This window comes from Pseudoalteromonas sp. NS-SX12, from assembly GCF_057367955.1.
The window spans coordinates 1,672,734-1,686,679 of the sequence record NZ_CM170634.1 but is presented as its reverse complement, the minus strand read 5'-3'; the positions used below and the strand labels follow the sequence as shown (position 1 = coordinate 1,686,679).

Genomic DNA, 13,946 nt, shown 5'->3' with positions numbered 1-13,946 from the left:
ATCACCAAAACCAGAAATTATAAAAATAATAACAAACTGATAAATAACAATTTAATTTTTTGGCACTATTTCTGCTAATAACTAGAAAATTATAATATTTGAAATATCATTCAAGGATCTTCTATGAAATACTTAGTTTTAGCATCAGCCCTCACATTGCCACTTTTAACAGGCTGTGTTGTTGCGGTAGGCGGCGAAGGCAAATCAGACTACTCATCTAGCTGGGAAAGAACCCATGAAAAAAACCGCAAAGCGATTGCCAATATGGAAATTGGAAAAGAGTATCAACACGTAATCAATAAACTTGGTACGCCAAACTTTTCTGAGCTAGTAAAACAAAACGATACTGAGTATCGTGTTCTTTACTACGCAACAAACTCTATTCATTCTGACGGTAAAACAACAAAAGATGAATGTACGCCGCTTGTGTTTAAAAATAATCAACTAACAGGCTGGGGCGAACACGCTCTTGAGCAGTTAAAAAATTAATATGTGTAAGGGCGAAATGTTTCGCCCTTCTCTTTAAAACCCCTTTAAATCAAACTATTTACATCCACTTACATTTATTCGTTGACTATTACGACAAGTTTCGTAATATTAATTACGAAAGGTATCGTAATTAGGTGGATAAAATGGATAGATACAATCTAGTCGTCGGTCACAACGACCCAACATTCTCAGAAATTCTGTCACAACAAATCGACAATTCACTTTTTGAGCTAACAAATGTTGAATCTTGTTTTGCCAAATTAATAGCAGCCTGTAAAAAAACCAGTGCCAAAGTACTTTTTGTACAAAATGAGCTTATTCAAGAACATGATTGGCCTACACTTCAATCATTAGCAGACTCAACTGAAATCATATTATTATCAAGTAATCGCGTTGATGCAGCTAAGGCATTTGAATGTGATTTATTTGATTTTATTTTAGAGCCTATGGTCAATTCTCGTTTAGGCAAAACATTAGATAAGCTAGCCAGAATGCTCGCGCCTGAGAAACAGCAATTTGAGTTGATGAGCTCACTGGTACAACGATTTTCGTCTAACCAATTAGATGACCAGCAAATCGTTTTAAAAGACGCCGGTAGAATAAAATTTTTAACACCTGATGAAATTTCTTGGGTTGGCGGCGCTGGAAACTACGTTGAATTGCACCTCAACCAAGATGAGCGAACGATTTTACATCGCCAAACATTATCTTCAATGGAACAGCAGCTATCGCCATTTGGCTTTATTCGCATTCATCGCTCTGCGATCATCAAAAAGCAAGCAATACGCGAAATCCGCCCTACCGATAACGGAGACTATATTGTTACCTTAAAAGACGGCGCTAATCTGAATTTATCCCGACGTTACAAGCAAAACATGCAAGGATTAATTGGTTGACAAATAAACTCTATCTCGTAGAGTAAATAACAATCTACGAAAAGCGACGTAATTATGAATAAGAATAAACGCGTACCAACAAGTGCAGAACTCAACATTCTTAATGTGCTGTGGCGTATTCAGCCTGCCACTGTTCGCACTTTGCATGAACATATCAGTGAAAGCCAAAAAATAGGCTACACCACTGTGCTTAAAATGTTACAAATCATGCACGAAAAAGGCCTTGTTACACGTGATGAGTCGACTCGTGCGCATGTCTACAGCGCGGCATATTCTGTGGAACACACCCAATCATCTTTACTGTCAGACATTGTTAACAAAGCTTTTGGTGGGTCACGTTTTGATCTGGTGATGCGCGCACTTGGCGACGAAAAAGCCAGTACTAAAGAAATTAATGAAATTCGTACTCTGTTAGATTCTCTCGAAAAAAATAATAAGTAAGCACACGTTATGGATATACTGCCCTCATTATTAGAAAGTAATACTCTCTATTTTATTTCTCTCACTCTATTACATTTTTTATGGCAAGGCTTAGTTATTGCAGGCCTACTTTTTTGTGTAAATAAACTTACCAGCAATAAGCACAGCCAATTCCGTTATATTTTCTCATTATTCTGTTTACTGCTTTGTGTTATTGCGCCAACCATTACGTTTTATATTCTGTCGCAACCTGACGAAGTAATTAATGTAAGCACACTTGCAATAAATGACGTTATTGCGTCATCAATGGCGCCTTCAGGTATATCTAACACTGCGCATCAGATTCAGTTAGCTGATTATACGCCGCTAGTTGCCGTGCTATGGATGACTGGCATTATTGTGTTAAGCATGCGCCTTACTTTACAAATGCTGCAAGTACATAAGCTTACAACAACCAATATTGTGCAGCCATCAGACAAGCTAGAGTTAATTTTCAACCAACTTAAAGAGCGTCTTTTTGTAACTAAACGCGCCCGCTTGGTTATATCATTAACAGCACACGTGCCTATGGCAATTGGCTGGATAAAGCCCGTGGTGTTGCTGCCTGCAAATTTGGCAAGCGGGTTATCAATCGCTCAACTAGAAATGCTAATGGCACACGAGCTTGCACATATCAAACGTTATGATTATTTAGTCAACCTAATACAAACATTTGTTGAGTTAGTATTATTCTTCCACCCAGCAGTTAAGTGGATTTCTAAACAAATTCGACAAGAACGTGAATATTGCTGTGATGATTTAGCAATCCACCACTGTGGCAACCAGTTAGTATATGCCAGAGCATTAGCCGAAGCAGAAGTGCTTAGGCACAACATTCCTGAGCTTGCAATGGCAGCAACAGGTGGTGACTTGTCATCACGTATCCATCGCGCCGTAGGTCAGCACAGCTGTGCGCCACGCTATGGGAACCAATGGCTCGCCGCACTCGCTGCGGCATTCGTTATTCCAAGCATATTTACCGCCTCTAAAGTTATTGCAATGACACAGACCGAGCCGGCGCCAGTTCTACCTGCTAACCAGCAACACGTTATGGTGCTGGACGCAAAGGTTGCAGAAAATAAAAAGCCTCAGCAACCTATTGCTCAGCAAAACAATAAAAATCAGAAAACCAACAAAGAACAACAAACCAGTAACCCGCTTGAAACAGCAGTTGCTAAAGTAAAAGAAAACGCTCAAGAAAAATCGCCGATTAACACTACTGCTACAGCTAAATCAACTGAGAAAGCTCATGCTCAGATTGTAAAAACTGTGAGCGACTTAAAGCCAAAGCCTAAACTAATTACAAAGCCAATATCGCGCGCAAAAACGCGTAACTCAAGCAAAACAAGCGTTACTGAAAAAAAGGGAAAAGAGACTGCTAAACAGCAAAAAATAGCAAGTAAACAGGCGGAGCAAAAAGCGAAGTCAGCGGTGGTTGCAAAAGTTCAAGCAGATAAGGCTGCTAAATCAACGAAAGTAAAAACTCAGCAAATTAGCAAGCGCAAAAGCAATCAATTAGCGGCTAAATCAAACCAACCTGTTAAAACACCATCGGTAGCAAAAACCGAACACGCGGAAAAGTTAACTACTGCGCCAGTACTAAAAAAACAGCCCGAAAAAACAAAAGTGGAATTAGAGCCAAAATTTACTAGTGCTAAGCTCATTCATTCAGTTATTCCTGAACACCCAAGAATGCCATCATCACGACAAAATCATGTGGATGTTGCCGTAACATTTACTATTGATGAGCAAGGTCATGTTAGAGATATAGAGTACAAGGATAATGTAAATAGCCGTTTCAAGCGCTCCATTGCACGCGCACTTAAAGAGTGGCGTTTTGAGCCTGCAATGAAGGGCAATAAAAAGGTTTCAACTAAGATGAGTAAAATCTTCGGTTTTAGTGACCCAGGCCAATACCTACGACCTGTTACAGGCAGCAGAATTGCTAACAGATATAGATAAGCAAAAGGCCATCAATTGATGGCCTTTTTTATAATGATTAAATGATGCGATCTTTATTCCAGCGACGTTCTTTTGCCAAACGCTGTTTACGTGCTTCACATGGGTCGTCGCAGTCACATACTTTATCTATGCCCATCGCACCTAAGCCACCACAGCTACTCGCCATTGATTTCTTTTGTACAATTACGCCCACAGCCATTGCTAGTGCAATAATAACGAGTAATCCAAAAGTAAGAAAAAATATAGACATAGTTGGCCCCTTAAAAAAGTGTCGCAATTATACGCGCTCAAGACAAAAAATGTAATATTGAATTGGCTAATACTTGACCCAAAGCAAGCCAAAATTCAAAACCGTCTCGCTCTCAAATATGCAAATTGAGCAACGTAAAACTCTTAGCTGCCCCGTAAAGCAAATAAATAACTTAAAGGTACGGCTTAAACGCGTTGCTGGCGTATGTTTCTAAACCTTTTGGCGTTTTACTAATGAGGTAAACGGCCAAGTTATGTTGCTCTGCATATTGTTTCGCTTGCTCTGTACCCATTACTGTTAACGCGGTCGCTAAACCGTCCGCTGTCATTGCTGACGCATGAAGCACTGTTACCGACACTAAGTCCTGACGCACCGGCTTGCCCGTTTCAGGATGTATAAGATGAGAGTAATGTACGCCGTCAACATCGTAGAATATACGATAGTCACCTGAAGTCGCCATCGCGATGTCATTTACACGAATTAACTTATGAAACTCGCGTGTACCAGGTTCACTATCTGGTTGTTCAATCGCCAGCACCCAAGGCACGTTATTTGGTTTGTGGCCTGAAGTACGGATTTCGCCGCCAATTTCAACCATATAGTTGGTTAGCGACAATGAATCTAAATATTCGGCTACTTTATCAATACCAAAGCCTTTCGCTGTTGCCGAATAACTGATCTCCAACCCTTCGACTGTCTTCATCAATCCTTGTTCTGATAACTTAAGCTTATCAACACCAATATGCTGCTTTATTTCAGCAATCACCTCATCACTTGGAATGGTTTCAGGGCGGTTATCAGGCCCAAACCCCCATAAATCGATTAAAGGCCCCATAGTCACATCAAGCGTCTTTGTGCTTAATCCTAAACGAATTGACTCAGCGGTAACGCGGCGGAAATCTTCAGAAATAGGAAAGTTTTGATGCGCAGCTAAACGGTTAAACTGATTGATTTCAGAATCAGGAATATACGTAGACATGGATTGGTTTACGTCTTTCAACAGGCTTGTTACATCACTGAATAAGCTCAGCTCCTGCACTCTTTGTTCTGGCACAAATACCTTAATTGTGAAAGTGGTGCCCATAGTCTTGCCTTGCAACAACACCTCTTGCATCTTGGTTTCTTTAGCCGCCTGATCACAGCCAACCAAGGTCAGTAGAATCAGAAAAAAAGCAAAATAGTATATTCGTTTCATAAACTTATTATCTTGTAATAAAAAAGGCTCCTAAATCATTATAGTCGATTTAGGAGCCTGAATTGTATCGTAAAAATTTATCTTTTTACCTGTGAATTAACCACCGAAGTCATCAAGTAGGATGTTTTCATCTTCAACACCCAAGTCTTTCAGCATGTTAATTACTGCCGCGTTCATCATCGGCGGACCACACATGTAGTATTCACAGTCTTCCGGCGCTTCATGATCACGTAAATAGTTTTCATAAAGAACGTTATGGATAAAGCCTGTGTAACCTTCCCAGTTATCTTCTGGTTGTGGATCTGATAATGCACAGTGCCATACGAAGTTATCATTCTCAGCTTGTAGGCCATCGAAATCTTCAACGTAGAACATTTCACGCTTAGAACGCGCACCGTACCAGAAGCTCATCTTACGGTCAGAGTTAAGACGCTTAAGCTGGTCGAAAATGTGCGAACGCATTGGCGCCATACCTGCACCACCACCAACGAATACCATTTCTGCGTCTGTGTCTTTCGCGAAGAACTCACCGAACGGACCAGAAATTGTCACCTTGTCACCTTCTTTAAGTGACCAGATGTAAGATGACATCTTACCGCAAGGTAAGCTTAAATCACGCGGTGGCGGCGTAGCGATACGCACGTTAAGCATGATAATGCCTTCTTCTTCTGGGTAGTTAGCCATTGAATATGCACGGATAGTCTCTTCATCAACTTTTGACTCAAGAGCAAAGAAGCCAAAGTGCTCCCAGTCACCACGATATTCTTCAGGAATATCGAAGTCTGCATATTTCACATGGTGAGCTGGTGCTTCAATCTGGATATAACCACCTGCACGGAAAGGTACAGATTCGCCATCAGGAATTGCAAGCTTAAGCTCTTTAATGAATGTCGCTTTGTTATCATTTGAGATAACTGTACATTCCCACTTTTTAACACCGAAAATTGACTCTTCAAGTTCAATTTCCATGTCGCCTTTAACAGCAACCTGACACGCTAAACGACAACCTTCACGCGCTTCACCTTTAGTAATATGGTCAAGCTCAGTTGGCAGAATGTCACCACCACCTGAATGAACGTCTACGCGACACTGACCACATGAGCCACCGCCACCACATGCAGATGATACGAAGATACCTGCATCGGCTAATGCGCCTAAAAGTTTTGAACCTGGCTGTGTGATAATCGCTTTTTCAGGATCACCATTAACACCAATCGTTACGTTACCGCTAGGTACTAGTTTTGATTTAGCCGCGATGATAATCAGGACTAAGATCACAACAATAGCGATAAACATGCTTACGCCTAATACAACTGTTTCCATCGTATAGTTTCCTCGCTACCTTAAAGTGAAATACCAGAGAATGACATAAAGCCAAGACCCATAAGACCTACAGTAATAAAGGTAATACCTAAACCACGAAGACCATCAGGAATATCAGCATACTTCATCTTCTCACGAATACCCGCTAGCGCAACAATCGCAAGCGCCCAACCAACACCAGAACCAATACCAAATACAACTGATTCAGTGAAGTTATAGTTACGCTCAACCATGAATGCTACTGCACCAAAAATCGCACAGTTTACGGTGATAAGTGGTAAGAATATACCCAGCGCGTTGTATAGCGGTGGGAAGAACTTATCAAGTGCCATTTCAAGGATTTGCACAAGTGCTGCGATAACACCGATGAATGTTAGGAACTTAAGGAAGCTTAAGTCAGCTTCAGGGTAACCTAACCACTCAAGTGCACCAGGTGCAAGCAAGTTGTGGTAAACCAAATTGTTTACTGGTACTGCAACACCTAGTACAAAGATTACAGCAACACCAAGACCTAAAGAGGTAGTAACTTTCTTTGATACCGCTAGGAATGTACACATACCTAGGAAGAAAGAAAGCGCTAAGTTTTCAATGAAAACCGCTTTGATAAATAGATTAATATAATGTTCCATCTCTTACCTCTTATGCTTTCTCTACTTGGTCTTTCTTATAAGTACGAAGTACCCAAATGAATAAACCAATGATGAAGAAAGAACTTGGTGGAAGAATTAGAAGACCCATTGGCTGATAGAAACCACCTTCAGAAACTAATGGTAAGATTTCAACATCAAACAGCGTACCTTTACCGAATAGTTCACGAATGAAACCAACTGTTAGTAGTACTACTGAATAACCAAGACCATTACCAATACCGTCTAGGAAAGACATCATTGGTGGCGACTTCATTGCATATGCTTCCGCGCGGCCCATTACAATACAGTTAGTAATGATTAGACCAACGAATACCGAAAGCTCTTTCGCTGTTGCGTAAACAAACGCTTGTAGCGTTTGGTCAACAACGATTACTAATGATGCAATAATCGTCATCTGTACGATGATACGTACGCTTGATGGAATGTGGTTACGGATCATCGAGATGAATAAGCTCGAGAAAGCCGTTACTAATGTCAATGCGATTGACATGATAAGCGCATTTTTAAGGCTTGAAGTTACTGCTAGTGCAGAACAAATGCCCAGTACTTGAAGTGCAATTGGGTTGTTTGCAAAAACAGGACCAAACAAGACTTCTTTCATTTCTTTTGAATTAGCCATTAGTTCAATGCTCCTTCACGTACTTTCGCTAGGAATGGACCAAACGCTTTTTCGCTTGTCCAGAACTTGAATGTGTTATCAACACCAACAGAAGTAAGCGTTGCACCCGATAAACCATCCACTTTATGCACATTGTTACCCGCTGTACCTTTTACGATATCAACTGGTAATTGCTTGTCTTCCCAAGTCGCAGTCCACTTAGGGTTTTGGATTTCACCACCTAGACCCGGCGTTTCATTGTGCTTGTAGAAGTTAATCGCTTTAACTGTTTTAGTGTCAGTATCTAACGCTAAGAAACCGTACATAATACCCCAGAGGCCGTAACCTTGAACTGGTAGAATGATTGTTTCTACTTTACCGCTGTCATTTTTTGCAAAATAAACTGGCGACTCAGTTGTCATGCGCTGAACACCTGCTTTATCGTCTTTCTTGTCTAATTTGATGCTGCGTTTAGCATCGAACTTAGTCATTTCAAAATCAAAGCTGTTTGGATCAGTGTCAACAAACTCACCTGTTTTCATATCAACAACGCGAGCTTCAATGTTTGCATTGAATGTTTCAGACACATTTTTAACGTCAGCAAAACCAGCTGCAGCTAGAATATTACGCTGAACGTCTTGTGTTTTGTTTGCTTGCTGTAGCGGACGAAGTTGCACAGCGGCAAGCGATACAACTACCGCGCACACTAAACATAAGCCAACTACAACACCAAGTGTTTTGCCGATAGATTCGTTATTACTAGCCACGAGCCAATCTCCTCTTGATGTTCGACTGAACTACAAAGTGGTCGAATAACGGTGCAAACAAGTTAGCAAATAGGATTGCTAGCATCATACCTTCTGGGTATGCAGGGTTTACAACACGGATTAATACAACCATTACACCAATAAGAATACCGTATGCCCACTTACCTTTATCTGTAAAAGATGCAGAAACTGGGTCGGTCGCCATGAAGAACATACCAAATGCGAAGCCACCTAGCACTAGGTGCCAATGCCAAGGCATAGCGAACATGTTATTGGTTTCAGAGCCGATACCATTTAATAAGAATGACATTGCAACCATACCTGCAAACACACCCAGTACGATGCGCCATGAAGCGATACGGAAGTAAATTAGTGCTAAACCACCAATCATCAGTGCTAGTGTCGACGTTTCACCTACAGAACCTTGAACGAAACCGTAGAATGCATTCCACCATAGCTCCATGTTGCTGTAGTCAACACTACCAACAACCGCTTGGCCAAGCATAGTCGCACCAGAGAAACCATCTACCGCTGTCCACACAGTATCACCAGAGATTTGTGCAGGGTATGCGAAGAATAGGAATGCACGACCAGCAAGCGCTGGGTTTAAGAAGTTACGGCCTGTACCACCAAATACTTCTTTCGCCATTACTACACCAAAGGTAATACCTAGTGCTACCTGCCAAAGCGGAATCGTCGCTGGCAGAATAAGTGCGAATAGTACCGATGTTACGAAGAAACCTTCATTAACTTCGTGCTTACGAATCGATGCAAATAGTACTTCCCAGAAACCACCTACAGCAAACACAGTTGCGTAAATTGGTAGGAAGAAACAAGCACCGTAGAACATTTTAGCGCCCCAACCCGATGTTGCAGTTAATTCACCGCCAAACATTTGGAATAAAGCAACCTGCCATGAATCACCTAAAGCGAAACCATTAGCAAGCGCGATTGACGCTTGATGACCAATGTTAAACATACCGAAGAACATAGCTGGGAATGTCGCCATCCACACTAAGATCATAATACGTTTAAGGTCGATATTATCACGTACGTGAGAGCCGGTTTTAGTTACATGACCTGGCGTGTAGAAAATAGTCGCAGCTGCTTCATACAGTGCATACCATTTTTCGTGTTTACCACCTGGTTCAAAATGCGGCTCGATATCTTCAAGAAACTTCTTTAAGCCCATGGGATTAACCTTCCTTCTCAATAGTAGTCAGGCGTTCACGAAGGATTGGACCGTACTCGTATTTACCTGGACAAACGAAGGTACATAGCGCTAAATCTTCTTCATCTAGCTCAAGTGCACCTAGCGAAATCGCACCATCTAAATCACCCGCGATTAAATCACGAAGTAATAAAGTAGGAAGGATATCTAAAGGCATAATGCGCTCGTAGTTACCGATTGGCACCATAGAACGGCTTGAGCCACCTGTTGATGTCGTCATTTTGAATAAACGACTAGGCGCTAAATGCGATAGGAAAGTACGTGTTACAGAGAACTTCTTCGCACCTGGAGCAATCCAGCCGAATAATTCTTTTTCACGACCTTCTAATAATGCTGTGATCTGAGTGTGGTAACGACCTAAGAAAGCATGAGGGCCACTTGCCGTAGTACCCGAAAGTACAGAACCAGAAATCACACGGTTTTCGCCATCTTCTAACTCACCAGCAACGATGTCATCTGTAGATGCACCTAGTTGAGTTTTGATTAAGCGTGGGTTTTTAACAGTAGGACCTGCTAACGACACAACGCGATCAGTGAAGATTTCACCTGTTAGGAATAGTTTACCGAATGCAATCACATCCTGGTAACCTAAGTGCCATACCTGCTTGCTAGCAGAAACAGCGTCTAAGTGGTGAATGTGAGTACCTACTAAACCTGCTGGGTGCTTACCACCGAACTCATGTACTTCTACTTGAGCTACAGATGAAGAAGGAACAGTTGCACCAGGCGCCTTACATACAAACACTTTACCGTCAGTTAGGCGAGAAACAACCGCAAGGCCTGCTTCAAACGCTTCAGCTTGTTCAGCAATAACAATTGCTGGGTCTGCTGCTAATGGGTTAGTGTCAATTGCAGTAACAAAGATCGAGCTTGGCGTTGAATCCAAAGCTGGAACTTTACTGAATGGACGGGTACGAAGCGCCGGCCATTGACCTGATTCAACCAGTACTTCTTGCACTTTTGCACGGTCAAGGCTCGCTAGCTCACCTGCCGAGAAAGACGCAAACGTTTCTTGCTCACTGCCGTTAACTTCAATAACAACAGATTGCAATACACGCTTAGCACCGCGATTGACTTCTTTAACAACACCAGAGGCTGGTGCAGTATACTTAACGCCAGGATTCTTTTTGTCGACAAAAAGAACTTGGCCTTTCTTGACTTGGTCATCCACACGAACATGCATGGTAGGACGCATACCAATAAATTCTTCACCTAGCACAGCGACTCGTTTAACGGCAGAACCGTCATGAATCACCTGCGAAGGTGCGCCTTCAATTGGCAAGTCCAGACCTTTTTTTATGTTGATCATACGCACTTGCATTACATTAATGAAAAGAAACTGAAAAATCTAACCATGTACCACCAAACATTCACGAAAGTGCAAATATTAGGCGATACAATCGAATCTATACATATTCCCCGAATTTTAACATTAATTCGGATGACTATGCGAGTCTAAATTGAAATTTATGCTTACAAATTAAAGCCTAAAATTTGTACTTTACAAGTTACTAAACGCTCTAATCTACTGGGTCGATCACCATTTCAATTAAATCAATTAGCCAAAAGTGTTATGTGAGAAATTTTCAGGGGGAAGAAGATTAGTGGAATTGAGAATTAAGAGTTCAGAATATCGGCGTACTACAACACCAACCTTCTGAACTCTAAAAAGAGAGTCAGAGTTTTACACTAACTCGATATCTGCAACTGGGTTTACATCAGCGTCGTAATCCACGCTGTCGATACCAAAACCGAATAGTTTTAAAAATTCATTGTGATAGCTCACGTAATCCGTAAGTTCGTCAATTGAATCGCTATCTACAGTATCCCAAATAGTTTGTACGCGTGCTTGCACATCATCTTCCAACTCTTTGTAGTTTTGGAATAAATGGCCGCCTTCGTCAAAACGTGGGTTATCACCGTAAAGGTTTTCACGGAATAAACCATTGATCTGCTCAATTGTGCCTTCGTAAGTGCCATCTTCTTTCATTACTTTGAAAAGACCAGAAATGTAAAGTGGCATAATTGGAATTGCTGAGCTCGCTTGCGTTACAACAGCATTTAGTGAAGAAACATACGCTTCACCATTTAGGTTCGCCGTTTTATCTTTAATTGCTGCGGCAGCACGATCTAAGTCTTCTTTTGCTTTACCGATTGTCGCATGGCCATAGATTGGCCAGGTTAATTCTTTACCAATGTAGGTGTAAGCTGTTGTTTTAAAACCGTCAGCAAGTACATCAGCCTGTTGTAGCGCATCAAGCCACATTTCCCAGTCTTCACCGCCCATAACTTTTACAGTATTAGCGATTTCTTCTTCACTTGCTGCGTCAACAGTTACTTCATCGATAACACGCTTAGACGTGTTTAAGTTTTTAGTTGTTACAGAGTTACCAATTGGCTTAAGTACTGATGAATAGGTTTCGCCTGTATTTGGATCGGTACGACGTGGTGAAGCAAGGCTGTAAATAACTAAATCAACTTTACCTAGCTCTTCTTTAATGGTTGCAATCGTTTTTTCTTTTAATTCGTTAGAAAATGCATCGCCATTAATGTTTTTTGACCAAAGGCCAGCCGCTTCAGCTTCTGCTTGGAATGCCGCTGTGTTGTACCAGCCTGCAGAACCTGTACGCTTTTCCGTACCTTCTTTTTCAAAGAACACACCTAACGTTTTTGCGCCTGCGCCAAATGCTGCAGTAATACGTGATGCAAGACCGTAGCCAGTAGATGCACCAATTACTAATACGTTTTTAGGTCCAGTTTCTAATTGGCCTTGAGACTTCACATATTCAATTTGCTCTTTCACATGAGCTGCACAGCCTACTGGGTGCGCGTTTGTACAAATAAAACCACGAATTTTAGGCTTGATAACCATAAGTTAATTCCACTTTTACCTAATAAAATCTTTTAAAATTGTTGCTAGTTTAAAGCAAAGCACTGCCAAACAGGTCTGATCAGCAAATAATTTTCATAAAAAAGGGGCTTACGCCCCCTATCATCTTATCGTGTTATCGATTCGAATAATATTCCATTTCTGAAATCTGATGATACGCCTTAACTTGCTGTAAGAACTCTGAGTAAGAACGCCATACTTTTGCCACTGCTTCATCATTACGTGCTTGCTCGCTAATTACTTCCATGGTCGCAGCTTTTAGCGCCTGCATTACTTCTGGGGAGAATTTACGCAGCTTCACATTGTGCTTGTTTTTCAGCTGATCAAGCGCTGTGTTGTTGCGTGCAGTGTATTCATCAAGCATATCCTGATTAGCAGTTCGCATCGCTGAGGTCACAATAGCTTGTAAATCACTTGGTAATGAAGCAAACGCCTCTTTATTAATTAGAAACTCTAAATTCGCGCCTGGTTCATGCCAGCCAGAATAGTAATAAAACTCTGCTGCTTTATTTAAACCAAAGGCTAAATCGTTATACGGACCAACCCACTCGGTGGCATCAATAGCACCAGTTTGCAGTGCAGTGAAAATTTCACCACCTGTTAAAGACAATGGCACACCACCGAGTTTTTCGAGCACTTCACCGCCTAAACCCGGAATACGCATTTTTAAGCCTTTTAAATCCTCTACGCTATTCACTTCTTTTTTAAACCAGCCAGCCATTTGTACGCCGGTATTGCCACCGGCCGCGGGAATTAAGTTATAAGGCTCATAGAGCTCTTTCCATAATTCCATACCACCGCCATGGTGCAACCAGCCGTTAACTTCTTGTGCATTCATGCCAAACGGTATTGCGGTAAAGAATTGCGCCGCAGGAATTTTTCCTTTCCAATAATAGGCTGCGCTATGACCCATTTCAGCGGTACCGCTCGATACGGTATCAAATACCTCAAATCCAGGAACTAATTCGCCTGCGCCATACACTTTAATTTTTAAACGGCCATTACTCATTGCTTCCACGTTTTGTGCAAAACGCTCTGGCGCGGTACCTAGCCCTGGGTAATTTTTTGGCCAACTGGTCACTAGCTTCCATTTAAAGCTTTGTTGCTGTTCGACCGTGTTTGTTGTTGCATTACTGGTTTGTTGTTCTTGACCACAACCACTTAAACCAACCGCCAAGGCAATTGAAGTGATTAGTGTACTTAGTTTTTTCATGCTTCCTCCGTGCGTTCCATTGC

General features: G+C 41.6%; 14 protein-coding genes. 4 read left to right on the top strand and 10 right to left on the bottom strand.

The genetic code is table 11. The features are described from left to right. The first annotated feature begins 123 nt into the window (after positions 1 to 123). From AC2IOM_RS07875 to AC2IOM_RS07860, 4 genes are all read left to right on the top strand, one after another. Positions 124 to 489, top strand: coding sequence for a DUF3192 domain-containing protein (locus tag AC2IOM_RS07875; protein ID WP_010561772.1), 366 nt, complete (start codon positions 124 to 126; stop codon positions 487 to 489). Between the two features lie 143 nt (positions 490 to 632). Continuing rightward, positions 633 to 1,385: a LytR/AlgR family response regulator transcription factor gene (locus tag AC2IOM_RS07870; protein ID WP_486358041.1), complete on the top strand. Its 753-nt coding sequence runs from the start codon at positions 633 to 635 to the stop codon at positions 1,383 to 1,385. A 54-nt stretch (positions 1,386 to 1,439) separates the two neighbouring features. After that, positions 1,440 to 1,826 carry a BlaI/MecI/CopY family transcriptional regulator gene (locus AC2IOM_RS07865; protein ID WP_054981173.1) on the top strand — a complete coding sequence of 129 codons (387 nt, stop codon included), beginning with the start codon at positions 1,440 to 1,442 and terminating at the stop codon, positions 1,824 to 1,826. 9 nt (positions 1,827 to 1,835) lie between these two features. Next, positions 1,836 to 3,806 carry a M56 family metallopeptidase gene (locus AC2IOM_RS07860; protein WP_010561775.1) on the top strand — a complete coding sequence of 657 codons (1,971 nt, stop codon included), beginning with the start codon at positions 1,836 to 1,838 and terminating at the stop codon, positions 3,804 to 3,806. A 37-nt stretch (positions 3,807 to 3,843) separates the two neighbouring features. Here AC2IOM_RS07860 and nqrM read toward each other — a convergent pair whose 3' ends face one another. From nqrM to AC2IOM_RS07810, 10 genes are all read right to left on the bottom strand, one after another. Then, complete coding sequence (nqrM, locus tag AC2IOM_RS07855; RefSeq protein WP_010561776.1) at positions 3,844 to 4,056, bottom strand: (Na+)-NQR maturation NqrM; 213 nt, start codon at positions 4,054 to 4,056, stop codon at positions 3,844 to 3,846. 172 nt (positions 4,057 to 4,228) lie between these two features. Further along, complete coding sequence (locus AC2IOM_RS07850) at positions 4,229 to 5,251, bottom strand: FAD:protein FMN transferase (RefSeq protein ID WP_138630414.1); 1,023 nt, start codon at positions 5,249 to 5,251, stop codon at positions 4,229 to 4,231. Between the two features lie 96 nt (positions 5,252 to 5,347). Then, positions 5,348 to 6,574, bottom strand: a complete 1,227-nt coding sequence (gene nqrF / locus AC2IOM_RS07845) for an NADH:ubiquinone reductase (Na(+)-transporting) subunit F (protein WP_486358040.1) — start codon at positions 6,572 to 6,574, stop codon at positions 5,348 to 5,350. A gap of 20 nt (positions 6,575 to 6,594) precedes the next feature. Continuing rightward, entirely contained in the window at positions 6,595 to 7,203 is a 609-nt protein-coding gene (gene nqrE, locus AC2IOM_RS07840) for an NADH:ubiquinone reductase (Na(+)-transporting) subunit E (protein WP_010561779.1), read from the bottom strand. A 10-nt stretch (positions 7,204 to 7,213) separates the two neighbouring features. Next, on the bottom strand, positions 7,214 to 7,843 hold the full coding sequence (locus AC2IOM_RS07835; RefSeq protein WP_054980658.1) for an NADH:ubiquinone reductase (Na(+)-transporting) subunit D: 630 nt from the start codon (positions 7,841 to 7,843) through the stop codon (positions 7,214 to 7,216). Continuing rightward, complete coding sequence (locus AC2IOM_RS07830) at positions 7,843 to 8,589, bottom strand: Na(+)-translocating NADH-quinone reductase subunit C (protein ID WP_486358039.1); 747 nt, start codon at positions 8,587 to 8,589, stop codon at positions 7,843 to 7,845. The genes AC2IOM_RS07835 and AC2IOM_RS07830 overlap by 1 nt, the downstream gene beginning before the upstream one ends. Continuing rightward, positions 8,582 to 9,781 (bottom strand): NADH:ubiquinone reductase (Na(+)-transporting) subunit B, encoded by a 1,200-nt coding sequence (locus AC2IOM_RS07825; RefSeq protein ID WP_010561782.1) that lies wholly within the window; start codon positions 9,779 to 9,781, stop codon positions 8,582 to 8,584. Before AC2IOM_RS07825 ends, AC2IOM_RS07830 begins: the two co-directional genes overlap by 8 nt. A 4-nt stretch (positions 9,782 to 9,785) precedes the next feature. Beyond that, on the bottom strand, positions 9,786 to 11,129 hold the full coding sequence (locus tag AC2IOM_RS07820; protein WP_486358038.1) for a Na(+)-translocating NADH-quinone reductase subunit A: 1,344 nt from the start codon (positions 11,127 to 11,129) through the stop codon (positions 9,786 to 9,788). Positions 11,130 to 11,504: 375 nt separating this feature from the next. Next, the gene (fabV, locus tag AC2IOM_RS07815; RefSeq protein WP_100913921.1) at positions 11,505 to 12,692 is read right to left on the bottom strand and encodes an enoyl-ACP reductase FabV; all 1,188 of its coding nucleotides are present in this window, start codon (positions 12,690 to 12,692) and stop codon (positions 11,505 to 11,507) included. 133 nt (positions 12,693 to 12,825) lie between these two features. Next, entirely contained in the window at positions 12,826 to 13,923 is a 1,098-nt protein-coding gene (locus tag AC2IOM_RS07810) for a TRAP transporter substrate-binding protein (protein ID WP_486358037.1), read from the bottom strand. Positions 13,924 to 13,946: the final 23 nt, after the last annotated feature.